The 24,285-nt window shown below is 73.1% G+C and carries 22 protein-coding genes and 4 tRNA genes; 6 read left to right on the top strand and 20 right to left on the bottom strand.

All coding sequences use genetic code 11. The features are described 5' to 3' along the window. Positions 1 to 514: 514 nt before the first annotated feature. The 7 genes from rplL to ACI79K_RS09965 form a co-directional block, all read right to left on the bottom strand. Positions 515 to 910, bottom strand: coding sequence for a 50S ribosomal protein L7/L12 (gene rplL, locus ACI79K_RS09995; RefSeq protein ID WP_456589078.1), 396 nt, complete (start codon positions 908 to 910; stop codon positions 515 to 517). 17 nt (positions 911 to 927) lie between these two features. Continuing rightward, a complete protein-coding gene (gene rplJ / locus ACI79K_RS09990) occupies positions 928 to 1,542 on the bottom strand; it encodes a 50S ribosomal protein L10 (protein WP_456589079.1) in 615 nt (204 codons plus the stop codon). A gap of 344 nt (positions 1,543 to 1,886) precedes the next feature. Then, positions 1,887 to 2,597, bottom strand: a complete 711-nt coding sequence (rplA, locus tag ACI79K_RS09985) for a 50S ribosomal protein L1 (RefSeq protein WP_456596310.1) — start codon at positions 2,595 to 2,597, stop codon at positions 1,887 to 1,889. Positions 2,598 to 2,732: 135 nt separating this feature from the next. Then, the gene (gene rplK, locus ACI79K_RS09980) at positions 2,733 to 3,164 is read right to left on the bottom strand and encodes a 50S ribosomal protein L11 (protein WP_456589081.1); all 432 of its coding nucleotides are present in this window, start codon (positions 3,162 to 3,164) and stop codon (positions 2,733 to 2,735) included. 50 nt (positions 3,165 to 3,214) lie between these two features. Next, complete coding sequence (gene nusG, locus ACI79K_RS09975) at positions 3,215 to 4,117, bottom strand: transcription termination/antitermination protein NusG (RefSeq protein ID WP_456599614.1); 903 nt, start codon at positions 4,115 to 4,117, stop codon at positions 3,215 to 3,217. A 118-nt stretch (positions 4,118 to 4,235) separates the two neighbouring features. Further along, positions 4,236 to 4,775, bottom strand: a complete 540-nt coding sequence (gene secE / locus ACI79K_RS09970; RefSeq protein ID WP_456596308.1) for a preprotein translocase subunit SecE — start codon at positions 4,773 to 4,775, stop codon at positions 4,236 to 4,238. Positions 4,776 to 4,844: 69 nt separating this feature from the next. Then, a tRNA-Trp gene (locus ACI79K_RS09965) sits at positions 4,845 to 4,920 on the bottom strand. Positions 4,921 to 5,159: 239 nt separating this feature from the next. Between ACI79K_RS09965 and ACI79K_RS09960 the strand changes: the two genes are divergently transcribed. Beyond that, positions 5,160 to 6,416 (top strand): pyridoxal phosphate-dependent aminotransferase, encoded by a 1,257-nt coding sequence (locus ACI79K_RS09960; protein WP_456589084.1) that lies wholly within the window; start codon positions 5,160 to 5,162, stop codon positions 6,414 to 6,416. An 84-nt stretch (positions 6,417 to 6,500) separates the two neighbouring features. Here ACI79K_RS09960 and ACI79K_RS09955 read toward each other — a convergent pair whose 3' ends face one another. The 6 genes from ACI79K_RS09955 to ACI79K_RS09930 all read right to left on the bottom strand — a co-directional run bounded on the left by ACI79K_RS09955 (position 6,501) and on the right by ACI79K_RS09930 (position 10,463). After that, complete coding sequence (locus tag ACI79K_RS09955) at positions 6,501 to 6,908, bottom strand: MaoC family dehydratase (RefSeq protein ID WP_456589085.1); 408 nt, start codon at positions 6,906 to 6,908, stop codon at positions 6,501 to 6,503. Continuing rightward, positions 6,905 to 7,351 (bottom strand): FAS1-like dehydratase domain-containing protein, encoded by a 447-nt coding sequence (locus ACI79K_RS09950; RefSeq protein WP_456589086.1) that lies wholly within the window; start codon positions 7,349 to 7,351, stop codon positions 6,905 to 6,907. The genes ACI79K_RS09955 and ACI79K_RS09950 overlap by 4 nt, the downstream gene beginning before the upstream one ends. A gap of 33 nt (positions 7,352 to 7,384) precedes the next feature. Continuing rightward, positions 7,385 to 7,549: a 50S ribosomal protein L33 gene (gene rpmG / locus ACI79K_RS09945; protein WP_091770212.1), complete on the bottom strand. Its 165-nt coding sequence runs from the start codon at positions 7,547 to 7,549 to the stop codon at positions 7,385 to 7,387. 108 nt (positions 7,550 to 7,657) lie between these two features. Further along, a tRNA-Met gene (locus ACI79K_RS09940) sits at positions 7,658 to 7,731 on the bottom strand. 56 nt (positions 7,732 to 7,787) lie between these two features. After that, a tRNA-Thr gene (locus tag ACI79K_RS09935) sits at positions 7,788 to 7,860 on the bottom strand. A 146-nt stretch (positions 7,861 to 8,006) separates the two neighbouring features. Continuing rightward, on the bottom strand, positions 8,007 to 10,463 hold the full coding sequence (locus ACI79K_RS09930) for a putative bifunctional diguanylate cyclase/phosphodiesterase (RefSeq protein WP_456599613.1): 2,457 nt from the start codon (positions 10,461 to 10,463) through the stop codon (positions 8,007 to 8,009). A gap of 758 nt (positions 10,464 to 11,221) precedes the next feature. Between ACI79K_RS09930 and ACI79K_RS09925 the strand changes: the two genes are divergently transcribed. Then, positions 11,222 to 11,653, top strand: a complete 432-nt coding sequence (locus ACI79K_RS09925) for a pilus assembly protein TadG-related protein (protein WP_456589088.1) — start codon at positions 11,222 to 11,224, stop codon at positions 11,651 to 11,653. A gap of 54 nt (positions 11,654 to 11,707) precedes the next feature. Here the strand turns inward: ACI79K_RS09925 and ACI79K_RS09920 are convergent. After that, positions 11,708 to 11,789: transfer RNA gene (locus tag ACI79K_RS09920), tRNA-Tyr, on the bottom strand. A gap of 92 nt (positions 11,790 to 11,881) precedes the next feature. On the opposite strand from ACI79K_RS09920, the gene ACI79K_RS09915 reads away from it, so the two are divergent. After that, the gene (locus ACI79K_RS09915; protein WP_456589089.1) at positions 11,882 to 12,373 is read left to right on the top strand and encodes a YajQ family cyclic di-GMP-binding protein; all 492 of its coding nucleotides are present in this window, start codon (positions 11,882 to 11,884) and stop codon (positions 12,371 to 12,373) included. Positions 12,374 to 12,443: 70 nt separating this feature from the next. Here the strand turns inward: ACI79K_RS09915 and htpX are convergent, their stop codons facing one another. Next, positions 12,444 to 13,316 (bottom strand): zinc metalloprotease HtpX, encoded by an 873-nt coding sequence (gene htpX, locus ACI79K_RS09910; RefSeq protein WP_456589090.1) that lies wholly within the window; start codon positions 13,314 to 13,316, stop codon positions 12,444 to 12,446. A 192-nt stretch (positions 13,317 to 13,508) separates the two neighbouring features. Between htpX and ACI79K_RS09905 the strand changes: the two genes are divergently transcribed. Together ACI79K_RS09905 and ACI79K_RS09900 are read left to right on the top strand one after the other, a co-directional pair. After that, positions 13,509 to 15,476 (top strand): 2-oxoacid:acceptor oxidoreductase subunit alpha, encoded by a 1,968-nt coding sequence (locus ACI79K_RS09905; protein ID WP_456589091.1) that lies wholly within the window; start codon positions 13,509 to 13,511, stop codon positions 15,474 to 15,476. Beyond that, positions 15,473 to 16,567: a 2-oxoacid:ferredoxin oxidoreductase subunit beta gene (locus tag ACI79K_RS09900; RefSeq protein WP_456589092.1), complete on the top strand. Its 1,095-nt coding sequence runs from the start codon at positions 15,473 to 15,475 to the stop codon at positions 16,565 to 16,567. Before ACI79K_RS09905 ends, ACI79K_RS09900 begins: the two co-directional genes overlap by 4 nt. A gap of 69 nt (positions 16,568 to 16,636) precedes the next feature. Here ACI79K_RS09900 and pdxR read toward each other — a convergent pair whose 3' ends face one another. Beyond that, the gene (gene pdxR, locus ACI79K_RS09895; protein ID WP_456599612.1) at positions 16,637 to 18,010 is read right to left on the bottom strand and encodes a MocR-like pyridoxine biosynthesis transcription factor PdxR; all 1,374 of its coding nucleotides are present in this window, start codon (positions 18,008 to 18,010) and stop codon (positions 16,637 to 16,639) included. 89 nt (positions 18,011 to 18,099) lie between these two features. Here pdxR and ACI79K_RS09890 point away from each other — a divergent pair, with 89 nt between their 5' ends. Beyond that, positions 18,100 to 18,786 (top strand): pyridoxamine 5'-phosphate oxidase family protein, encoded by a 687-nt coding sequence (locus ACI79K_RS09890; protein WP_456589094.1) that lies wholly within the window; start codon positions 18,100 to 18,102, stop codon positions 18,784 to 18,786. Here the strand turns inward: ACI79K_RS09890 and ACI79K_RS09885 are convergent. The 4 genes from ACI79K_RS09885 to ACI79K_RS09870 all read right to left on the bottom strand — a co-directional run bounded on the left by ACI79K_RS09885 (position 18,770) and on the right by ACI79K_RS09870 (position 24,218). After that, entirely contained in the window at positions 18,770 to 19,924 is a 1,155-nt protein-coding gene (locus ACI79K_RS09885; RefSeq protein ID WP_456599611.1) for a PQQ-dependent sugar dehydrogenase, read from the bottom strand. The genes ACI79K_RS09890 and ACI79K_RS09885 overlap by 17 nt on opposite strands. A gap of 100 nt (positions 19,925 to 20,024) precedes the next feature. Next, the gene (locus ACI79K_RS09880) at positions 20,025 to 21,080 is read right to left on the bottom strand and encodes a polyprenyl synthetase family protein (RefSeq protein ID WP_456589096.1); all 1,056 of its coding nucleotides are present in this window, start codon (positions 21,078 to 21,080) and stop codon (positions 20,025 to 20,027) included. 1 nt (position 21,081) lies between these two features. Then, positions 21,082 to 22,626 (bottom strand): NADH-quinone oxidoreductase subunit NuoN, encoded by a 1,545-nt coding sequence (gene nuoN / locus ACI79K_RS09875; RefSeq protein WP_456589097.1) that lies wholly within the window; start codon positions 22,624 to 22,626, stop codon positions 21,082 to 21,084. Further along, the gene (locus tag ACI79K_RS09870) at positions 22,623 to 24,218 is read right to left on the bottom strand and encodes an NADH-quinone oxidoreductase subunit M (protein ID WP_456599610.1); all 1,596 of its coding nucleotides are present in this window, start codon (positions 24,216 to 24,218) and stop codon (positions 22,623 to 22,625) included. The genes nuoN and ACI79K_RS09870 overlap by 4 nt, the downstream gene beginning before the upstream one ends. Between the last annotated feature and the right edge of the window lie 67 nt (positions 24,219 to 24,285).

Raw genomic sequence — 24,285 nt, 5'->3', positions numbered from 1 at the left:
ACCCTACCCCTGGTGGCGCGCGATGTCCACGTCGGGGGCACCGGTGCGAGCGGCGCCACATCCGCGGGACGGGCGGCCCTCCGGCGGGCCGGTGGGGTGTGCGGCGGATCCATGATGTCAGCCATCCCGCTCCGGTGGGACCGCCACGCCGAGCGGCCCGGTTGCCGGGGCGGCCCCACCCGGGCCCGCACGGAGGCGGCGGCCTCGCCGGCCGGAGGCGGCGGCCTCGCCGGCCGGACGACGAGATGCGCACGCGGCCGGACTCAGCTGGCGGTGAGCGCCAGCCCGCTGATCGTCCACTCGCCGTCGATGGTGACCATGCGCGGCCTGCACCGTCGGCACCGTCTGCACGCACGACTGGCCCGGCGGAGGTCACACGTGCCACGGAGTCTGCGTGACCCGCGCTCCCTCCTGGGCGGCGGAACCACCCGGACATGCGACAGGGGCCGTCCTCCAGGTGGTGGACGGCCCCTGTGCGGGGTGGTGCGCTCCCCGGCTCAGGCCGGGGAGGGCGTCACTTGACGGTGACGGAGGCGCCGGCGCCCTCGAGAGCGGCCTTGGCCTTCTCGGCGGCGTCCTTGGCGACCTTCTCCAGGACCGGCTTGGGCGCGTTGTCGACCAGGTCCTTGGCCTCCTTGAGGCCGAGCGAGGTCAGGCCGCGCACCTCCTTGATGACCTGGATCTTCTTGTCGCCGGCGCTCTCGAGGATGACGTCGAACTCGTCCTGCTCCTCGGCAGCGGCACCGGCGTCGCCGCCGCCACCACCGGCGGCCGGGGCGGCCGCGACGGCGACGGGGGCAGCAGCGGTGACCTCGAAGGTCTCCTCGAACTGCTTCACGAAGTCGGACAGCTCGAGGAGGGTCATCTCCTTGAACGCGTCGAGCAGCTCCGTGGTGGAAAGCTTGGCCATGGTGTCTCCTTCTGGGGTCAGTCGGTGCTGGCCGCGGCGTCCGCGGCGTCAGCGTCGGGGGTGGTGGTGTCGGCAGCAGCGGTGTCCGCGGCGGCGTCGGCGGTGGAGTCGGCGCCCTCGGCGGGCTTCTTCTCCTTGAGCGCCTCGGCCAGGCGGGCGACCTGCGACAGCGGGGCCTGGAAGAGGCCGGCGGCCTTGGTCAGGTTGCCCTTCATCGCGCCGGCCAGCTTGGCCAGCAGCACCTCGCGCGGCTCGACGTCGGCCAGGGCGGTGACCTCGGCGGGGCTGACGGTGCGGCCCTCGACGACACCACCCTTGACGACGAGCAGCGGGTTGGTGCGCGCGAAGTCGCGGATGGCCTTGGCGGCCTCGACGACGTCGCCCTCGATGAAGGCGATCGCGGTGGGACCGTTGAGCAGCGGGGCGAGGTCGGTGTGACCGACCTGGTCCGCCGCCCGCTTCGTCAGGGTGTTCTTGACGACGGCGTAGCTGCTGCCCTCACCGAGGGAACGGCGCAGCTGGGTCAGCTGGGCCACGGTCAGCCCGCGGTACTCGGTGAGCACCGCCGCGCTGGACGACTGGAACCGCTCGGTGATCTCGTCGATCACCGCGGCCTTCGCCTGCGTGGGCATGGGCCTCCTCTCGTCTGTCGGGCGACTGCTGGACGCTGCACGACGACGTGCGACGAGAGGCCCGGAGACGAGGAACGCCCCGGCGCAGGGCGCACGGGGCGAGGGGCAGGCGCGGAGGCCTGCCGATCGAACCGTCCTCCTGCGCGGGTCGCCCGGAGCTCCGGGACCTTCGATCGCACGCGGACGTGCGACGACCAGCGGTCTTGGGGGGAACGTCGACAAGAGTACGCCATACGCCGACGGCCCCGCCGCGCGGGTGCGCAGCGGGGCCGTCGTGCGGGCCTGGAACGGCCCCGTCCCGGTCCCGCCCTGAGCTCGCGAAGGGCGGGGAGGACGGGGTCCTTCTACTCGTCCACCGTCAGGTTGCGAGTGCGGTTCGGGTCGACCGGGATGCCGGGGCCCATCGTGGTGGAGATGGTGACCTTCTTGAGGTACCGACCCTTGGCCGAGGACGGCTTGGCGCGGAGGACCTCGTCGAGGGCAGCGGCGTAGTTCTCGACCAGCTTGGCCTCGTCGAAGGACGTCTTGCCGATCACCAGGTGCAGGTTCGCCTGCTTGTCGACACGGAAGTTGATCTTCCCACCCTTGATGTCGTTGACGGCCTTGGTGACGTCGGGGGTCACCGTGCCGGTCTTCGGGTTCGGCATCAGGCCGCGAGGGCCGAGGATGCGGGCGATCCGGCCGACCTTGGCCATCTGGTCCGGCGTCGCGATCGCCGCGTCGAAGTCCAGGAAGCCGCCCTGGATGCGCTCGATCAGGTCGTCGGAGCCCACGACGTCGGCGCCGGCGGCCTCGGCCTCGGCGGCCTTGTCACCGGTCGCGAAGACGATGACGCGGGCGGTCTTGCCGGTGCCGTGGGGCAGGTTGACCGTGCCGCGGACCATCTGGTCGGCCTTGCGCGGGTCGACGCCCAGGCGCATGGCGACCTCGACGGTGGCGTCGTAGGCGGTCGTCGACGTCTCCTTGGCCAGCGTGGCGGCCTGGAGCGGGCTGTACAGGTTGTCGCGGTCGACCTTCTCGGCCACCGCGCGGTACTTCTTGCCGTGCTTCGCCATGGGGTGTCCTCTCCGGGGGCTCGTGCCCCGGTCATGTGGTGAACGGGCCTGGCGTGGCCCTCCCACTGATGAAGGACCTCGTTCTCCTCACCCCTCGCACGCTCGGGGCGAGCCTCGGAACGAGGCCGTTGCTGGTCAGTTGGTGACGGTGATGCCCATCGACCGGGCGGTGCCGGCGATGATCTTCTCGGCCTGGTCGAGGTCGTTGGCGTTGAGGTCGGCCATCTTGGTCTGGGCGATCTCGCGGACCTGGTCACGGGTGACCGTGGCGACCTTGGTCTTGTGCGGCTCCCCCGAGCCCTTCTCGACACCGGCGGCCTTGAGCAGCATGCGCGCGGCCGGCGGGGTCTTGGTGACGAAGGTGAAGGACCGGTCCTCGAAGACCGAGATCTCCACGGGGACGACGTTCCCACGCTGCGACTCGGTCGCGGCGTTGTACGCCTTGCAGAACTCCATGATGTTGACGCCGTGCTGACCCAGCGCCGGACCGACGGGCGGCGCGGGGGTGGCCGCACCGGCGTTGATCTGGAGCTTGATGACCGCGGTCAACCGCTTCCTGGGGGGCATGCTCTGTTCTCCGGTTCAGGTTGGGTGGTGAAGTCTTCGGGGCACGTCCGTCAGATCTTTTGGACCTGACTGAACGAGAGCTCGACGGGCGTCTCGCGGCCGAAGATGGAGACCAGCACCTGCAGCTTCTGCTGTTCGGCGTTGATCTCGTTGATGGTGGCGGGCAGCGTGGCGAACGGACCGTCCATGACCGTGACCGACTCGCCGACCTCGAAGTCGACGACGGCGGTCGGGGCGGCGGCGCCGCCCGGGCTCGCGGCGGCGGCCTCGGTGACGCGCGGCGCCTGCGGCGTGACGGCCGGGGCGAGGATCTTCACGACCTCGTCGATGGTCAGCGGCGAGGGCTTGGAGGTCGCACCGACGAAGCCGGTGACCCCGGGGGTGTTGCGGACCGCCCCCCACGACTCGTCGTTGAGCTCCATGCGGACCAGCAGGTAGCCCGGCAGGACCTTGCGGTTGACCTGCGAGCGCTTGCCGTTCTTGATCTCGGTGACCTCCTCGGTGGGCACCTCGATCTGGTAGATGTAGTCCTCCACGTCCAGGGACTGGATGCGCGCCTCGAGGTTGGTCTTCACCTTGTTCTCGTAGCCCGCGTAGGAGTGGACGACGTACCAGTCGCCCGGGGCGATGCGCAGCGCCTTGCGGAGCGCCTCGACCGGGTCCTCGTCCTCCTCCGCCGCGACGTCGGAGTCCGGGGCGGGCGCGGCCTGCGGGTCGGTCGCGAGGGTGTCGGGGTCACCGCTCTCGATCTCCGGCGTCGCGTCGGCGACCTCGCCGTCGGAGATGGCGGCACCCGCAGCGAGGTCGGCGGTGTCGCTGGAGCCCTCGGCGGCACCGGCCTCGTCGGCGCCGGTCTCGACGTCGGCGGTGCCGCGCTCGTCGAAGCGGGCGTCGTCCAGGTCGGTGCCCTCGACCGCGTTGTCGGTCTCGAAGGGCTCGCGGGGGTCGGTCACTGCTTCTCCTCGGTGGCGCTCGCCGGCGTCGTGACCGACGGTGCTGCGCTCATTGGTGATCTCGCAAGCTCGATCACAGGGTCTCTTCCATGTCAGGGGCGTTCGGGCGCGGGGCGGATCAACCGAAGACGGCGAGCACGCCCTGGGCGAAGAGCAGGTCGAGGCCGGCCACCAGCGCGACGATGAACGCGACGAACACGATCACCACGGTCGTGTAGGTGATCAGCTCCCGCCGACCCGGCCAGATGACCTTGCGCAGCTCGGCGACGACTTCGCGCAGGAAGCGCGCGAGCGAACGGCGGGGCTGCATCTCGTCGGCGCGGGCCCGCTCCGCCGCGGCCCGCGACCGGGTCGGAGCGCCCTCGCCGGCGGGCTCGGTGGCCGACCGCGCGGCGCGGCGCGACGGCGCCGCCGGCTCGTCGTCCTCGTCGCCGTCGGCGGTGATCCGGCCCCGTCGGCGGGCGCCCCGGTCACCCGGGCGGGCCGCGACGACCTTGTCCTCGTCGGCCTCGGCCTCGCCGGCCACCTGGTCCTCGGCGGCCTCCAGCGCCCCTGCGTCATCGACGCCGGGGGCCTCCTGGTCGAGCTGCTCGTCGGTGAGCTCGGCGTCGGAGGCGGCGCGCGCGTCGTCCTCGCGGCCCGGCTTCTCGTCGCTCACTGCGCCTCGCTCGCCTCGTCGTGGTGGCCTCTCCCGCGAGGGCCGTCGGTCGGTGGTGCCGTGTCCTGCTGGCAGGGGTGACAGGACTTGAACCTGCAGCCTGCGGTTTTGGAGACCGCTGCTCTGCCAATTGAGCTACACCCCTATGCCCTGCCGGGCACCGGAGCGTCTCGCCGCCACGGCGACCTCGACCCCCGGACGGGGATCCGGGGCACGCCGGTGGCGGGGTCAACAGGCCCCGGTGAAGCCAGTGTACGGGACCGGACCGGGGAGGAGCGAACGTCCCACCGGCCCCACCCCTCGCGGGGCCCCGCCGCCGGGCCCCCCGACCGTTCGGGACCGGGCGGGCGGCCCGGGGGCCGTGGTCTTTGACACCATGACCCCATGACCGACGCCTCCGCCACGGAGCCCGCCGCCCGCTCGACCGAGCTGCCGCCCGCCGCGCGCCGCATCTCCCGCCGCATCGGCGCCATCGCCGAGTCCGCGACGCTCGCCGTGGACGCGAAGGCCAAGGCCCTCAAGGCCGCCGGGAAGCCGGTGATCGGGTTCGGCGCCGGTGAGCCGGACTTCCCCACGCCGGACTACGTCGTCGAGGCCGCCATCACCGCCGCACGGACGCCGGCGATGCACCGGTACACCCCCGCCGGCGGGCTGCCGGCCCTCAAGGAGGCGATCGTCGCCAAGACCGCGCGCGACTCCGGGCTGCGGATCACCCCCGCCCAGGTGCTGGTCACCAACGGCGGCAAGCAGGCGGTCTACGAGGCGTTCGCGACGATGCTCGACCCCGGCGACGAGGTCATCGTGCCCGCGCCCTACTGGACCACCTACCCCGAGGCCATCCGCCTGGCCGGCGGCGTCCCGGTGCCGGTCGTGGCCGACGAGCAGAGCGGCTACCTGGTGTCGGCCGCCCAGCTCGAGGCCGTCCGCACCCCGCGCACGAAGGCCCTGCTCTTCTGCTCGCCCTCCAACCCCACCGGCGCGGTGTACCCGGCGGAGCAGGTGGAGGAGATCGGCCGCTGGGCGCTCGAGGCCGGCCTGTGGGTGCTCACCGACGAGATCTACGAGCACCTCACCTACGCCGGGGCGACGGCACCCTCGATGCCGGTCCTGGTCCCCGAGCTCGCCGACCGGTGCGTCGTGGTGAACGGGGTCGCCAAGACGTACGCGATGACCGGCTGGCGGGTGGGCTGGATCGTCGGCCCGGCCGACGTGGTCAAGGCCGCGACCAACCTCCAGTCCCACGCGACCTCCAACGTCGCCAACGTCTCCCAGGCCGCGGCCGTCGCAGCGCTGAACGGGGACCTCTCCGCGGTGGCCACCATGCGGGAGGCGTTCGACCGCCGCCGGCAGACCATCGTCTCGATGCTGCGCGAGATCCCCGGCGTCGCCTGCCCCGAGCCGCAGGGCGCCTTCTACGTCTACCCGTCCGTGAAGGGGCTGCTCGGCCGTCCGATCGGTGGCCGCACCGCCGGCACCAGTGCGGAACTGGCCGAGCTGATCCTGGAGCAGGCCGAGGTGGCGGTCGTGCCCGGAGAGGCGTTCGGGACGCCCGGCTACGTCCGGATGTCCTACGCCCTGGGTGACGACGACCTGGTCGAGGGCGTCAGCCGCATGCAGCGGCTGCTCGGTCAGGCGGACTGAGGAGGGGCCCGGACCGGCGCCGTCAGTGGGGCAGGTCCGCCTCGTCCAGGGCCGCGGCCCGGGCGGGGAGGGCCGGCGCCGGTGTCAGGGGAGCCGGACGACCGCGCGGGCCAGGGACAGCACCTTCTCGCCGTCGCTGGTGACCGCCAGGTCGACCCGCGCCCGGCCGTCGTCCAGGAGGGCGGCGACCGTGCCCCGCACGGTCAGCTCCGCGCCGGCGTCGTCGTCGGGGACGACCACCGGCCGCCCGAACCGGACCTGGTACTCGACGAGCGCCGCCGGGTCCCCCGTCCAGCCGGTGACCGCCCGCGCGGCGAGCGCCATGGTGAACATGCCGTGGGCGATGACGCCGGGCAGGCCGACCTCGCGGGCCACCCGCTCGTTCCAGTGGATGGGATTGAAGTCGCCGGAGGCGCCGGCGTAGCGGACCAGGTCCGCCCGGGTGATCCGGACGACCAGCTCCGGGAGCTCGGTCCCGACCGCCACGGTCATGCCGCACCTCGCGCGACGAGCATCGAGGTGGCCGTGCAGACCGCCTCGCCGTCCTCCGTGGCCAGCTCCACCCTCGCCGTCAGCAGGTCGTTGCCGGCGACGGTGCGGGCGGCGTCGATGGTGGTGGTCGCGACCAGCCGGTCGCCGGCCCGGATGGGGCGGTGGTGGACGAACTTCTGCTCGCCGTGGACGACCCGGCTGTAGTCCAGCCCCACCTCGGGGTCGCCGAGCACCACGAACGCCGCCTCCAGGCTCACCACGATGGCGAAGGTGGGCGGCGCGATGACGTCGGGGTGGCCGGCCGCCCGGGCCGCGTCGACGTCGCGGTGCACCGCGTCCTCGGCACCGACGGCGGTGGCGAACTCGGCGATCTTGGCCCGCCCGACCTCGTAGACGGCAGAGGGCGGGTAGCTGCGCCCGACCAGTTCCCGGTCCAGCGCCATGCTCCCGCCCTCTCGCTCAGCTGCCGCGGACCGTCAGCGGGTCTCGCGGTGCAGCGTGTGCTTGCGCTCGCGCGGGCAGTACTTCATCAGCTCGAGCCGGTCGGGGTCGTTCCGCCGGTTCTTGCGCGTGATGTAGTTGCGGTTCTTGCACTCCTGGCAGGCCAGGGTGATCTTCGGACGGACGTCGGTGGCTGCCACGGGAGCGCTCCTAGCCTTGTGGGACAGGACCCGGGACCGGGCCCTGCTGCCGCACCGGCCAGGTGGCCGACACGGCGACGGACCCCGGAGTGCGGGGTCCGTCGGGAGTAGCGGTGACCGGACTTGAACCGGTGACACAGCGATTATGAGCCGCTTGCTCTACCAGGCTGAGCTACACCGCCGGGGTGACCGCCCGGGCCGGTCTCGCGACAGGACCGGTAGGTCAGGTTACTGCCAGAGCCCCTTTACGGAATCGAACCGTAGACCTTCTCCTTACCATGGAGACGCTCTGCCGACTGAGCTAAAGGGGCGTGCTCCGAGGAGCCATCGAAGACTGTACCCGATGCCTCCGGCCCCCCTGCAGGGGCCTGCCGCGAGCACCCGGACGTGCTGGAACGGCCCCGCGCCAGGGGCCCGGCGCGAGCTCGCGAGCGGTGGGGGGACGCGGGGTCCTTCGTCAGGTCCGGACGTACAGGCGGCGGTGGGTGGTCCCCGGTGCGGCGGAGCGCACGCCGGTCCGGGCGAGCAACCACTTCTCCAGCCGGTCCTCGGGCAGCGGCCGGCTGATCAGGAAGCCCTGCAGCTTGTCGCAGCCCATGGCGATCAGCTGGTTGCGCGTCATCTCGTCCTCGACGCCTTCCGCCACCACGCACAGCCCCAGGTTGTGGGCCAGCTCGATGATCGAGCGCGCGATGAACGACTCCCCCTGACTGGTGGCCATGGTGAGCACGAAGGACTTGTCGATCTTCAGCTCGTCGATGGGCAGCTGCCGGAGCTGGGAGAGCGACGAGTAGCCGGTGCCGAAGTCGTCCATGGACAGCCGGAGCCCCAGGTCGTGCAGGTTGTCCAGGACCGAGCTCTCCCGCACCGAGTCGTTCACGACGCTGCTCTCGGTCAGTTCCAGGATCAGCAGCTCGCCGGGGACGTCGTGCCGCTCCAGCGCACCGCGGATCCGCTCGACGAGGTCGGGCTCGCTCAGCGAGCACGCGGAGACGTTGACCGCGACCGACAGCGAGATGCCCTGGTCCAGCCAGCGCCGGCACCGCGCGAGCGCGAGCTCCAGGACGTGGTCGGTGACCGCCCCGATCCGGCCGATCTGCTCGGCCAGCCCGATCACGTCCTCGGGCGGGATGCTGCCGTAGCGCGGGTGGGTCCAGCGCACGAGCGTCTCCACCGACACGATGTCGGAGGTCTGCGCGTCGATGACCGGCTGGAAGACGACGTCGATGTGCCCGTCGGCCATCGCCTGCTCGAGCTCGGTGCCCAGCTGCAGGCGGCGCAGGCTCTGCTGGTCCAGCACCGGGTGGTAGCTGGCCACGCCACCGGCCTCCCCGGCCGCCAGCAGGGCGACGTCGGCGCGCTGCATGAGCGCGCCGGCGTCGGTGCCGTGCACCGGTGCGGCGGCGACGCCGATGGTCAGCGAGACCTCCAGGTCGAGGCCGGCCACCCGGACCCGCGTGGCCGCGGCCTCGCGCAGCCGCCGGGCCGCCTGCTCGGTGGCGGCCAGGGAGAGACCGGGCAGCAGGACGGCGAACTGCTCCCGCTCCATGCGGGCCAGGAGCGCGCGCGGCGGGGCGTGCTCGCGGAGCAGCCCGGCGGTGACCAGCAGCAGCTCGTCGCTGGCGGCGTGCCCGAGGGTGTCGGTGACGTCGGCGTAGGTGCCGAGCGAGGCGAGGATGAGGCCGGCTTGGCCGCCCTCGGGGTCCTCGGCCACCAGGGCCTCGATCTCCGCGGCGAGCCGCTGGCGGTTCGGCAGGCCGGTGAGCCGGTCGTGGTCGGCGTCGAAGCGGATGCGGGTGAGCAGCTGCTGCTGCCGGATCGCGGCGTTGATGTGGGTGAGCATCGACTCCAGGGCGCCGCGCTCGCTGCTGCCGAAGGAGACGGCGTCGCTGCGCCGGTCGCACACCTCCAGGTAGCCCGGCTCGCCGGCGGCCGTGGTCACCGGCGCCGCGAGCAGCTCGGCGACCCCCCGCCGGGCGAGAGCCGCCGCCTCGACCTCGTCGGCGCGGCCGGCCGCGACGTGGATCGCCCCGGCCGAGGCGACCGCGCGACGGCGCAGCACGTCGTCGGGGTCGCCCGGCCCGTCGTACCAGTCGGCACCGCCCTCGGTGGCGACGACCAGCCGCGGCCCCTCGTCGAGGTAGGGCGGCAGCCACAGGGCGACCCGCTCGGCGTTGAGGAGCTCCTGCACCGCCTGCACGATCCGCCGGGTTCCCGACTCGTCGGGCTGCACCTGCTCCACCCGGCGGGCGAAGGCGTAGACCCGCTCCAGGGACTGGCTCTCCCGGGTGACCTCGGCGAACCGGCGGTAGAGCAGCACGAGCGCGACCACGAGTGGGGTGAGGATGACCGCGGCCCACAGGGTGGTGTCCAGCAGCAGCAGGATGGCCAGGCCGATGACGACGGCCAGCGGCTGGACGACGACGACGGGCACGAAGAGGCTCGTCCAGACCGAACGTCCGGGATACCCCTGGGTCAGGGTGATGGCCCCGGCCACCATGCCGGCCCCCACGACGTTGGCCGCGAAGACGGCCAGCAAGCAGGACGCCCACGTCAGCGGATCCCTGATGTCACCCGCCGGGAGCAGTTCCAGCACCCCGATGGCGACCGCGCTGTCGATGACCGCCACGGCGACGTTGAACACGATCTTGGGCCGCGGATAGCGCTGGATCGCCAGGACGGTGCCGACGGCCAGGGCGCGGGTGACGGCGGTCCAGACCCCGCCCACCACGAGGAGCGCGATGACGAAGGCCACCTCGCTCGCCGAGTTGACGAAGCTGTGCCGCCGGAACTCGACGTGGACGTTGACCCACTCGGCGAGCATCGCGGCCAGCAGGACCGCGACGAGGACCCGACCATCGACCGCGAGCGGTTCCCGCGCCAACACGGCGGCGCCCGCCGGGACGGCGACCACCAGGGCGAGGGTCGCGACCGCCCAGGGACTGCGGACGGTACGCGGGCGTGTACGCTCACGAACGTCCTGCTCAGCCACGTGCACGGCACTCCCCGGGTCGTCGGGCGGGCGAAGGCTAGCAGCGGTGTCGATCACCGCCACCCTCCCCGCACCCGGGAGAGCGACCCGTCCACCACGGTCATCGGCACGCGGCACCCCGGACATGAGTGCGGGGCAGCCGGCCCATCGGACCGACTGCCCCGCACGAAGTCCGGCGACCGGGCGCCGCGGAGGCTCAGGCCTCGTTGCGGCCCCACTTGACACCGCGGCCCCACTTCACACCGCGGCCCCACTTCACACCCCGGGTACCGATCTCACGCTGCGTGCTGCTGTTCATGGCGCCTCCCTCGTGGCACGACTGTTGGCTGTTGCGGCAGCCATCCGCGCGCGGGGCAGGGCGTCGTCGAATACGGACCGCGCGGGTGACACTCCTTCCCGTCACCGGCCGCCACAAGCATCTCGATCACGACACGCCGCGTGACCCGTCGTGTCGTCACCAGCCGCCACGCTGATCACACGACGCGTGATTTGGCCCCTCCTCCGCCGACCGCGTGCGCGGACCGGCAGTTCCAGCCGCGGATCCTGCCGGTCCGCGCACACTGCGCACCCGCGCAGACGCACGGGCGTGCACGAGGACGGGTGAACCGTCCTCCGCGGTGGTCCACAGATCGTGTCGACGCCCCGCGGACGCCGGGGTGCACGCGCTTACGCTGCCGCGCGTGCACCCCGGCCCGGACGACCGCGAGCGCGGCTCGACGCTGCCGTTCGTGCTGGTGTGCTGGCTCGTCGCGGCGCTGATGGCCTTCGGGGCGATCGCCGCCTCCGATGCCTTCCTCGAACAGCAGTCCGTGCAGTCGGTCTGCGACGGCGCCGCCCTGGCCGCGGCCAACCAGGCCGACGAGGCGGTGGTCTACGCGCACGGGGTGGGGACCGAGCTCCCGCTCGGCCGCGCCGCCGCGCAGACGGCGGTCGCCGACCAGCTCGCCGACGGGGGGCTCGCACTGGACAGCTGGACCGCCGAGACCGACGGGGCCGAGGTGACGGTGCGGTGCACCCGCCACGTCGACATCGCGTTCGGCTGGCTCTTCCTGGGTGGTCAGCAGCTGGAGCGCACCGCCGTCTCCAGCGCCCGGGCTCCCACGGCGCCCTGACCCCGGTACGCGAACGGCCCCCGACCTGGTGGTCGGGGGCCGTCGTACCGGGCGTGGCGGGTGAAGGATTCGAACCTTCGAAGGCTAAGCCGACGGATTTACAGTCCGCTCCCATTGGCCACTCGGGCAACCCGCCGTGTTTGGTACCGGGAGAGAGTAACAAGAGGACGGACCCACGGGTGACGGGTCCCCGGCGCGCCGGGGCCCGTCCGGCATGAGAGGAGAGACATGGCCGACGCATCGTTCGACGTCGTGAGCAAGGTCGACCGGCAGGAGGTCGACAACGCCCTCAACCAGACGGGCAAGGAGCTCTCGCAGCGCTTCGACTTCCGCGGCACCAACGCCACCATCGCGTGGGCCGGGGAGGAAGGCGTGACCCTCCAGGCGGACACCGAGGAGCGGGTCTCGGCCGCGCTCGAGGTGTTCAAGGAGAAGCTGGTCAAGCGGGGCATCTCGCTCAAGGTGCTGGACGCCGGCGAGCCGCAGTCCTCGGGGAAGAGCTACAAGATCGGTGCGACGATCAAGCAGGGCATCGAGTCCGACGTCGCGAAGAAGATCGCCAAGCTGATCCGCGACGAGGGCCCCAAGGGCGTGCAGGCGCAGATCCAGGGCGACCAGCTGCGGGTCAGCGGCAAGAAGCGCGACGACCTGCAGGCGGTGCAGCAGCTCCTCCGCGGGGCCGACCTCGACGTCGCCCTGCAGTTCGACAACTACCGGTGACCTGATGGAACGGCCCCCTCGCAGGGACCGGCGGCGCGCAGAGCGTGGCGTGGGGAGCGAGGGGGCCCTTCTACCGGCCGAGCTCGCGGGCCATCTGCTCCAGCCGGGCGATCCGCTGCGGCATGGGCGGGTGGCTGGCGAACAGCGACGCCATGCCCGCCCCGCGGAACGGGTTCGCGATCATCAGGTGGCTCTGGGTGACCAGCCGGTCCTCCTGCGGCAGCGGCCGGGCCGCCGTCCCCCGCTCGATCACCCGCAGCGCGTCGGCCAACGCGAGCGGGTCCTGCGACAGCTGGGCGCCCGAGGCGTCGGCCTGGTACTCCCGGCTGCGGCTGATCGCCATCTGCACCACGCCGGCGGCGATCGGCCCGAGGAGCATCAGCAGCAGGCCGCCGAGGGCGTTGCCGCCGCCGCGGTCGTCGGACCGGCCGCCGAACAACGAGGCGAACATCGCCATGTGGGCCAGGTAGGTGATCACCGTGGCCATGGCGCCGGCCACCGAGCTGATCAGGATGTCGCGGTTGTAGACGTGCGAGAGCTCGTGCGCGAGCACCCCCCGCAGCTGGCGCCGGTCGAGCAGCTCGAGGATGCCCTGGGTGACGCAGACGGCCGCGTGGCGCGGGTTGCGGCCGGTGGCGAACGCGTTGGGCTGGTTCGTCGGGCTCACGTAGAGACGGGGCATGGGCTGCCGCGCCTCCGTCGCGAGCTCGCGCACGATCGCGTACAGCTGCGGCGCCTGCGTCTCGGTCACCGGGAAGGCCCGCATCGCCCGCAGTGCCAGCTTGTCCGAGTTGAAGTAAGCGAAGCCGTTCACCCCGAGGGCGACCACCAGCGCGATGAACAGCCCGCCGTTGCCGCCGATCGCGTAGCCGGCGACGAGGATCAGCCCGCCCATGGCGCCCAGGAGGACGGCGGTCTTCAGTCCGTTGTTCCAGCGCTGCACGTCCGGTCCAACGCCGTCCCGGGAGCGCCCGTTCCCGGACGACGGACGCGCCCTCCCCCGGCGGAATGACCGCGCCACCGCAGCGGTTCCTCCTTCCGGACGCGGTGACATCTCGCCGCTGCGGCGTGTCCGGTTGCACATCCCGGCCGTGTACACGCGCACGTAACCTCGCCCGGTGGAGGTAGACCGCTGATGACTGGCACCAATCCGACCGTCGCGCCGTCGAGCTCGAACGGCGCCCCGGCCACCCCGGTGTCCGGCTCCGCTCCCGGTGGGCTCGTCAAGAGCGTCGTGGAGCTCGACCGCGTCGTCATCCGGCTGGCCGGTGACTCCGGCGACGGCATGCAGCTGACCGGCAACCGGTTCACCAGCGAGACGGCGTCGTTCGGCAACGACCTCAAGACGCTGCCGAACTTCCCCGCCGAGATCCGCGCGCCGACGGGGACCCTGCCGGGCGTCAGCTCCTTCCAGCTGCAGTTCGCCGACCACGACGTCATGACGCCGGGTGACGCCCCGGACGTGCTCGTGGCGATGAACCCGGCTGCGCTCAAGGCCAACCTCGGCGAACTGCCCGGCGGCGGCCTGCTGATCGTCGACTCCGACGAGTTCACCCCGCGCAACCTGGCGAAGGTCGGCTACGCGACCAACCCGCTGGAGGACGGCTCGCTCGAGGGGTGGCAGACCGTCAGCGTCCCGCTGACCTCGATGACCCTCGACGCGCTCGCCGACTCGGGCCTCGGCAAGAAGGAGGCCGAGCGCAGCAAGAACATGTTCACCCTCGGCCTGCTGAGCTGGATGTACCACCGGCCCACCGAGGGCACGGTCCGCTTCCTCGAGCGCCAGTTCCGCCGCAAGCCGGAGATCGCCGCGGCGAACATCGCCGCGTTCCGCGCCGGCTACAACTACGGCGACACCACCGAGGCCTTCGCCGTCTCCTACGAGATCAAGCCCGCCCCGATGAAGCCGGGCCGCTACCGGAACATCTCCGGCAACCAGGCGCTCGCCCTCGGCCTCGTCGCCGCCGGCCAGCGCTCGGGGCTCCCGGTGTTCCTCGGCGCGTACCCGATCACCCCGGCGTCGGACATCCTCCACGAGCTGTCCCGGCACAAGGCCTTCGGCGTGCGCACCTTCCAGGCCGAGGACGAGATCGCCGGCATCGGTGCGGCCCTCGGCGCCTCCTTCGGCGGCGCGCTGGGCATCACGACGACGTCGGGCCCCGGTGTGGCGCTCAAGGCCGAGACCATCGGTTTGGCGGTCATGACCGAGCTGCCGCTGGTCATCGTCGACGTCCAGCGCGGTGGCCCCTCCACCGGCCTGCCGACGAAGACCGAGCAGTCGGACCTGCTGCAGGCGATGTTCGGCCGCAACGGCGAGGCCCCGATCCCGGTCATCGCCCCGCGCTCCCCCGGTGACTGCTTCGACGCCGCCGTGGAGGCCGCGCGGATCGCGCTCGCCTACCGGACGCCGGTCATGCTGCTGTCGGACGGCTACCTCGCCAACGGCGCCGAGCCGTGGGCGATCCCGGACGCCGACTCGCTGCCCGACCTCACCGGGTCGGTGGCCTTCGCCACCGAGCCCAACGGCGAGGACGGCGAGTTCCTCCCCTACCTCCGCGACCCCGAGACCCTGGCGCGCGCCTGGGCGATCCCGGGCACCGCGGGCATGCAGCACCGGATCGGCGGGCTGGAGAAGGCCGACAGGACCGGCAACATCTCCTACGACCCGGCCAACCACGACTTCATGACCCGCACCCGGCAGGCGAAGATCGACGGCATCGCCGCGTCGATCCCGGCCACCGACGTCGACGACCCCGACGGCGACGCGCGCGTCGCCGTCATCGGGTGGGGCTCCACCTACGGCCCGATCGGCGCCGCCTGCCGGCGGATCCGGAGCTCCGGCCGGAAGGTCGCCCAGCTCCACCTGCGGCACATCAACCCGTTCCCCGCCGACCTCGGCGAGGTGCTGGCCCGGTACGACCGGGTCATCTGCCCGGAGATGAACCTCGGGCAGCTGGCCCTGCTGCTGCGCGCGAAGTACCTGGTGGACGTGCAGAGCCACACCCAGGTGCGCGGGCTGCCCTTCCGCGCGGCCGAGCTGGCCGCGGTGATCCAGGACGCCATCGACAGCACCACCGCACCCCTGAACGGAGCACCGCAGTGACCACCGTCGAACTCGGCATGCCGGACGCACCGACCCCCATCGACGCCGCCATCGCCCGCTCGCTCGAGCAGCACGGCCCCAAGCAGACCGAGCTCAAGGGCAAGGACTTCAAGACCGACCAGGAGGTCCGCTGGTGCCCCGGCTGCGGTGACTACGTCATCCTGAACGCGGTCCAGAGCTTCCTGCCGAGCCTGGGCATCGCCCGCGAGGACATGGTCATCGTGTCGGGCATCGGCTGCTCGTCGCGCTTCCCGTACTACATGAACACCTACGGGATGCACTCGATCCACGGCCGCGCCCCGGCGATCGCGACCGGCCTCGCCGCCTCACGCCCCGACCTCTCGGTGTGGGTCGTCACCGGCGACGGCGACGCGCTCTCCATCGGCGGCAACCACCTGATCCACGCGCTGCGGCGGAACGTCAACATGACGATCCTGCTGTTCAACAACCGGATCTACGGGCTCACCAAGGGCCAGTACTCGCCCACCTCCGAGGTCGGGAAGGTCACCAAGTCCACGCCGATGGGCTCGCTGGACCACCCGTTCAACCCGGTGTCGCTCGCCATCGGCGCGGACGCCACCTTCGTCGGCCGGGCGATGGACTCCGACCGCAAGGGCCTCACCGAGGTGCTGCGGCAGGCCGCGGAGCACCAGGGCACCTCGCTGGTGGAGATCTACCAGAACTGCAACATCTTCAACGACGGCGCGTTCGAGCTGCTGAAGGACCCGGCGACGGGCCCGATGTGGACGATCCCGCTCGTCCACGGCGAGCCGCTGGTGTTCGGCCCGGACGGCGCCTCGTGCGTGGTCCGCGACGACTTCGGGGGGCTGCGCATCGCCGAGACCAACCAGGTCGACGCGAGCGAGATCGTGGTGCACGACGCGACCCGCGAGGACCCGTCCTACGCGTTCGCGCTGTCCCGGCTGTCCACGCAGGACCTCCGGTACACCCCGATGGGCGTGTTCCGGAAGGTGGCGAAGCCGAGCTACGAGGCGATGATGTCCGAGCAGCTGCACGAGGCCCGGCTGCAGGGCCCCGGCGACCTCGACGCCCTGCTGGCCGGTGGGGACACCTGGGAGGTCAAGGCCTAGGAGGACCCCGTTCCGCGCGCACGGCCCGCCTCCCGCCCGGGAGGCGGGCCGTGCTGCGTCCGGGGCGGATCAGCGCCGGCCGTTCTCCCGCAGCACGTCGGTGAGCACCGGCAGGGCCCGGTGGAGCTGCTCCCGCGTCGGCGCGGCGAAGCCGAGCACCAGCCCGGCCCGGCCATCGTCCACCAGCGCGTGCCGGGCCAGCCCGTCGACGGCGATCCCCCGCGCCGCGGCCGCCGCGCGCACCGCCTCCTCCGCGGCGGTGCCGGGCAGCGGCACGAGGACGTGCGCCCCGGCGGCGTCCCCCTCCACCCGGCACCCGGCCGCCGCGACCGCGGCCCGCACCTCGCCCGCCCGCGCGACCAGTTCACGGCGCAGGCGGCGCAGATGCCGGGCGAGGTCCCCGGAGGCCGTGAACCCCGCGAAGACCCGCTGACCGGCGCGCGCGGGCCGGGTGCCGGTGGCGGTGCGGCGGAGCAGCAGTTCCGCCCGCAGCGGTTCGGGCGCCACCATCCAGCCGACGCCGAGGGTGGGGCTGAGGATCTTGCTCGTCGTGCCCAGGTGCACCACGACGTCAGGCCCCAGCGCGCCCAGCAGCGGCAGCGGGGCGACGTCGTAGCGCAGCTCCCCGTCGTAGTCGTCCTCCACCACCCACCACCCCTCGGCGCGGGCCCGGGCGACCAGCGCGAGCCGGCGCGCGGCCGACATCCGGCGGCCGAGCGGGTACTGGTGGGCCGGCGTGCAGTAGACGGCGGCCACCCCGGACGGGAGCGCGTCGACGATCAGGCCGTCGTCGTCGACCGCGGCCGGGACGACCTCGACGCCGGCATCGCGCAGCGCACCGACGACGCGCTGGTAGCCAGGGTCCTCGACCGCCACCCGGCTGCCCGGCGGCAGCGCGCGCGCCACCTCCCCCACCGCCGCCGAGGTGCCGGCGGTGGCCAGCACCTCCTCCGGGCCGGCGGCCAGGCCCCGGTGCCGCAGGAGGTGCTCACCCACCGCCGATCGGAACGCGGGGTCACCGGCGGCGTCCGGGCGGGCGTCGGGCGCCTCGTCGCCCGCGGCCCGCCAGGCCCGCCGCCAGGCCGCCCGGTCGAGGACCTGCAGGCACGGCGACCCCGCCCGCAGGTCGACCAGCGCCGGTGCGGCCGGCGAGCGGACGGCCGGAGCGGGAGCCGCCGCGGGCGCCGCCGTCACCGCGCCGAGGACGTACGTGCCCGCGCCCCGGCGTCCGCCGAGCCATCCCTCGGCCAGCAGCTGGTCGTAGGCGGCGACGGTCACCGTGCGGCTCACCCGCAGCGCCGCGGCGAACGCCCGCGTCGACGGCAGCCGGTCCCCGGGGCGCAGCGTCCCGTCGGCGGCGGCGGTGCGCAGCGCCTCGGCCAGCTGGACCGACAGCGGCGTGCCCGAGCTGCGGTCGAGCAGCACCGGGGGGAGGTCGACCACGGTGCTCCTGCCGCCGACGAAGTGGACTGCCGGGAATCTAGCGGATTGGTCGTTCCGGAGGACCACCTGCGCCGTCCAGGATCGACGTCGTGGACACCGCCCCGCCGCTCTCCCCCACCGACCGCAGCACCGTCCGCCGGGGCGCGAAGCGCGCCCGCACCGACCGGGCCGACCTCTACGCCGTGCTCGACGCCGGCCTGATCGGCCATCTCGGCGTGCAGCTGGGCGACGCCCCGGTCGTGCTGCCGACGGGCTACGGCCGGCGCGGGGACACCCTCTACCTGCACGGCTCGACGGGGGCCGCGACGCTGCGGGGCGCGGCCGCGGGCGCGCCGGTCTGCTTCACCGTGACCCACCTGGACGGGATCGTCTACGCGCGCTCGGCCTTCCACCACTCGGTCAACTACCGCTGCGCGGTCGTGCACGGGCGGGCCCGCCTGGTGCAGGACCCGGACGAGCGGCTGCTCGGCCTGGAGGTGCTCACCGAGCACCTGGCGCCCGGATCCTGGACGGCGACCCGCCGGCCCGACCGCAGGGAGCTGGCCGCCACCGCGGTGCTGGCCCTCGACCTCGCCGAGGCGAGCGTGAAGATCCGCACCGGCCCGCCGGGGGACGACGAGCGCGACATCGAGGGCGCGGCGGCCCCGGACCCGGTGTGGGCCGGCGTCCTGCCCGTCCGGACGGTGCTGGGCGAGCCGGAGCCCTGCCCCCTGCTGCCCGCCGGGACCACCGTCCCCCTGCGGGTGACCGGCCGGGTCCTCAGCCCTGCGGGGTGACGCGGAGCAACTGGTCTCGGCCGCCGCCGTTGTCGGTGGTCACGTACAGCGCACCGTCGGTGCCCTGCTCGACGGTGCGGATGCGCCCGTAGGTGCCGTCCAGCTCGGGCAGCCGGAACTGCTCGACGAGGGCGCCGGCCTCGTCCAGGCGCAGCGCCAGCACGTGCTGCCCGCGCAGCGCGCCGAGCAGGAGCAGCCCGTCGTAGTCGCCCCACTGGTCCCCGTCGAGGAACGTGCCGTCGCTCGGGGCGATGGGCGGGGCGCCCGAGTCCCAGACCGCCGGGACCGCCCCCTCGATCTCCGGGTCGGTCATCGGCACGCTCTCGTCGTAGCCCCCGCCGCCCACGGGGTCCCAGCCGTAGTTGGCGCCGGGGCGCAGCAGGTTGACCTCGTCGTTCCGGTCGGGCCCGTGCTCGACCGAGTAGACCTGATCCGTGCCCGGCCGCCGGGCCAGGCCCTGGACGTTGCGGTGCCCGTAGGTCCAGATCAGGTCGGCCGCACCGTCGTCCGGAGCGACGAAGGGGTTGTCCGGCGGAGCCTGGCCGGTGGCGGGGTCGGCGCGGAGCACCTTGCCGGCCAGCGAGCCGAGGTCCTGGGGGTGGGTGCCGACCGCGTTGTCCCCGGTGCCGACCAGCAGCGCGCCGTCCGGCCCGAACTCGAGCCGGCAGCCGCCGTGTCGGCCGCTGCGCTCGTTGAGCGGGATGCCACCGATCAGCGGGTCGTCGACCCGGGTGGCGGACGACCAGTCGCCCGCCACCGTCCAGGCGACGACGCCGATGAACCCCTCCCGATCCCCCTGGCACGTGTAGAACCGCCGGTTCCCGGCGAACGCCGGGTCCAGCGCCAGGCCCATCAGGCCGGTCTCCCCCGCCACGAACAGGTCACCGAGGTCGGCCTGCACCTCCCGCACGGTGCCGTCCGGGAGCACCGCCGTGAAGCCGCCCGCGCGCTCGTCGAGCAGCAGGGTGCCGTCCTCGCTCTGGGCGACGTCCCAGGGGTGGTCGAGCCCGTCGGCCACCACCTCGACCTGCAGCGACGGGGCGCCGGTGGGAGCCGAGGTGGTCGGGGGCGTCGAGACCGAGCCGGCGTCCTCCTCCGCCCCGCCCGAGCACGCGGTGAGCAGGAGGGCGGCCCCCATGCAGCAGAAGGACCTCGCCCCTCTCACCCCTCGCACGCTCCGGGCGAGCCTTCGGGCGAGCCCGCGCTCGCCGACTTCGGAGGGCATGGGGGTCCTTCCGCTAGCTGGTGCGCGTGACCACGTAGTCGCACAGCGCCGAGAGCGCGTCGCGCACCTCACCGGCCGGGACGTCGTCCAGCCGGCCGCGCGCCCGATCGGCGTACTCCCGCAGCACGTCGGTGGCGCGGGCCAGCGACCGGGAGGACCGGAGCAGCGCGAGCGCCTCGGCGTGCTCGGCGTCGTCGGTGACCGGGCCGGCGACCAGCTCGCGGAGCCGGGCCTCCGCGGGGTCGTCGCCGGCCAGCGCGAACAGCACCGGCAGGGTGGCGATCCCCTCGCGGAGGTCGGTGCCCGGCGACTTCCCGGAGACGTCGTCGGTGCTGACGATGTCGATCAGGTCGTCGGAGATCTGGAAGGCGACGCCGACCTCCTCGCCGAACTCGGTCAGCGCCGCCACGAGGTCGTCGTCCACGCCGGAGAATGAGGCCCCGAAACGGGCCGACGTCGCCACCAGCGAGCCGGTCTTGTCGGCGAGCACCTGCAGGTAGTGGGCGATCGCGTCGTCGCCGGGCTGGGCGCCGACGGTCTCCTTGATCTGCCCGGTGACCAGGCGCTCGAAGGTCCGCGCCTGGACCCGCACGGCCTCGGGACCCAGGTCGGCGAGGATGTCCGACGCCCGGGCGAAGAGCAGGTCGCCGGTCAGGATGGCGATGCTGTTGCTCCACCGGCTGTTCGCGCTGGGGGCGCCCCGGCGCACGGCGGCCTCGTCCATGACGTCGTCGTGGTACAGCGTGGCGAGGTGGGTGAGCTCGCAGACCACGGCGCCCTGCGTGACCTCCGCGGCGGACGGATCGCCCAGCTGGGCGGCCAGGAGCGCCAGCATCGGCCGGAACCGCTTGCCGCCGGCGGCCATGAGGTGACCGGCGGCCTCCCGCACGAACGGGTGCTCGCTGCCCACGGCGACGGCCAGCTCGGCCTCCACCCGGGCCAGCCCGTCGGCCAGCGCCTCCCCGAGGTCGCCCTCGGGGAGCCAGGGGCCGATGGTCGACGCCGGGGTGGAGATCCGGTGCCAGACCTCGGTGGGGGTGCCGTCGGCTGCAGCACGGGCTCCGGTCATATCAACCGACGAATCTAGCCGCCTGCTCGGCGAGGTCGAGCACCGCCCCGGGCAGGACGCCGAGCGCGAGGGTCACGGCCGCGGTCACCGCGAGCACGATCGTCGTCGGGAGCCCGGGCACCCCCACCGTCGGGCCGTCGACGACCGGCTCGGAGAAGTACATGAGCACGATGACCCGGAGGTAGAAGAAGGCCGCCACCGCGCTGGCCAGCAACGCCACCAGCGCCAGCGGCCAGGCGCCCTGCTCGATCGCGGCGCGGAAGACCGCGAACTTGCCGGTGAACCCGGCGGTGAGCGGGATCCCGGCCAGCGCCAGCAGGAAAAGGGTCATGATCGCGGCCGTGACCGGGGAGCGCGCGCCCAGCCCCGCCCACTGCGACAGGTGGCTCGCCTCGCCGTCGCCGTCCCGCACGAGGGTCAGGACGGCGAAGGCGCCGAGCGTGGTGATGCCGTAGGCCAGCAGGTAGAACATCGTGGCGGACAGGCCGGAGCCGCCGCCGTCGGCGCCGAGGCCGATGACGCCGGTGAGCAGGAAGCCTGCGTGCGCCACCGAGGAGTAGGCGAGCATGCGCTTGAGGTCGGTCTGGGTCAGCCCGAGGATCGCGCCCACGACCATGGAGACGATGGCCGCGGCGTAGATCAGCGGCCGCCAGGTCCACTCCACGGGGCCGAACGCGACGTAGAGCAGGCGCAGGATCGCGCCGAAGGCCGCAACCTTGGTGCAGGCCGCCATGAAGGCGGTGACCGGCGTCGGGGCGCCCTGGTAGACGTCGGGCGTCCAGGCGTGGAACGGCGCCACGCTGGCCTTGAAGAGCAGGCCGACGACCAGCAGCGCCAGGCCCAGGACCAGCAGGACACCGCCGCCGTCCACGGTCGCGACGTCCCGGATGTCGCTGAGCCGGACGCTGCCGACCGCGCCGTAGACCAGCGCCAGGCCGTACAGGAAGAAGGCCGAGGCGAAGGCGCCCAGCAGGAAGTACTTGACCGCCGCCTCCTGGGAGAGCAGCCGGCGCCGCCGGGCCATCCCGCTGATCAGGTACAGCGGCAGGCTGAGCACCTCCAGCGCCACGAACATGACCAGCAGGTCGTTCGCCGCGACGAACAGCATCATGCCGCCGAGCGCGAAGGTGGCCAGCGGGTAGACCTCGGTCTGCACCCGGGGCACCGTGGCCAGCTCCCGGTCGCGCGGGCTGCCCGCGGGGACGGCGGCGCTGACGACGAACGCCGACCGCGCCGGGTCGAGCGCGCGCTCGGCGAACAGCAGGACCGACAGCGCACCCAGGCCGGCGATGGTCGCCTGCAGGAAGAGCGCCGGGTCGTCGACCGCCAGCGCGCCACCGGCGGTGACCTCGGGCTCGCGGGCCCAGGCGACGATCAGGACGGCGAGGAGGGCGCCGACGGTGCCGACCAGCGCGAGCGCCACCTGGGCCGCGTGGCGCCGGTCCCGCGGCACGAAGGCCTCCACCAGGATCCCGGCGCACGCCGCGCCGAACACGACCAGCAGCGGGGCCAGCGCGGCCCAGGAGAGGTCGGGTGCCTCGATCATCGGTCGGTCCCTCCGGAGGCGCCCAGGTCACCCAGGGTGGCGACGACGGCCGGTTCGATCAGGTCGATCAGCGGCTGCGGGTACACACCCAGGCCGATGATCAGCGCCACCAGCGCCACGACGACGGCCAGCTCGCGCCGGTCGAGGTCGAGCACCCGCAGGGAGCGGCGCGGGGCGGTCCGCGGGGCGGTCAGCGTGGCGGTGGCTCCCCCACCGACCGCCACCGGTTCGGCGGGGTCCTCCTGCAGCAGCACGCCACGGGGCGGGCCGTGCATGGTGCGCTGGTACATGAGCAGCACGTAGAGCGCCGCCAGGACGATGCCGACCGTCGCCAGCACCGTGAACACCGGCCGCTCGGGGAACGAGCCGATCAGCACGAGGAACTCGCTGACGAAGCTGTTGGTGCCCGGCAGGGCCAGCGACGCGAGCCCGGCCACCAGGAAGGCGCCGGCCAGCAGCGGGGCCTTCGCGGCGACGCCGCCGTAGTCGGCGATCCGGCGGGAGCCCCCACGGGCGATGAGCATGCCGACGACGAGGAACAGCAGCCCGGTCGCCAGGCCGTGGTTGACCATGTAGAGCACCGCGCCGGTGCCGGCCTCGGTGGTGAAGGCGAAGATGCCCAGCGCGATGAAGCCGAAGTGCGAGATCGAGGTGTAGGAGACCAGCCGCTTCATGTCGCTCTGGCCCATCGCCAGCAGCGCCGCGTAGAGGATGCCGACCACCGCCAGTACCAGCACGAACGGGGCGAACTCCCGCGACGCGTCGGGGAACAGCGGCAGGCAGTAGCGCAGGAAGCCGAAGGTGCCGACCTTGTCCAGGACGCCGACCAGCAGCACCGCCCCGCCGATCGGGGCCTCGGCACCGGAGTCGGGCAGCCAGGTGTGGAAGGGCACCAGCGGCGCCTTGATGGCGAAGGCGACGAAGAAGCCGAGGAACAGCAACCGCTGGACGTCGGGGTCGATGTCGAGCTGCCGGAGCGCGTCGAACGCGAAGGTCCCCTCGCCGAGCGCGCCGCTGCTGACCACGTACAGGCCGATGACCGAGGCGAGCATCACCAGCCCGCCGACCAGGCTGTAGACGAAGAACTTGACCGCCGCGTACTGCCGGCGCGGCCCGCCGAAGCTGCCGATCAGGAAGTACATCGGGACGAGCATCGCCTCGAAGAAGACGTAGAACAGCAGCACGTCGGTGGCGACGAAGACGCCGACCATCATCGCCTCGAGCAGCAGCAGCCAGGCGAAGAAGACCCGCACCGGGCGGCGGCCGCCGTCGGCCTCGTGCCAGGAGGCGGCGACCACCAGGGGCACCAGGACGCCGACGAGCAGCACCATCACCAGGGCGATGCCGTCGACCCCCAGCGCGAACTCCGACCCGAAGTCGGGGATCCAGGAGACCGCCGTCGTCAGCTGGAACCGCGGGCCGCCGGCGTCGAACGCGAGCGTCGTGAGCACGGCCAGCACCAGCACGACCAGGCTGACGGCGAGGGTCACCTGCTTGGCGAGCAGGTCGCGCCCGCGCGGCAGGGCGGCCACCGCCGCGGCTCCGACGGCCGGCACGGCGATCATCGCCAGCAGCCAGGGGAAGTCACTCACCGCAGCACGTCCTTTCCGGGGCACCGGTCGGCGCTCGAGACCATGTGTTCGCTTCCGCGGGACGGCC

It is taken from the genome of Blastococcus sp. SYSU DS0616, from assembly GCF_054051015.1.
Note: the sequence above shows the minus strand (reverse complement) of the source record. Positions and strands in the feature narration are given on the sequence as shown.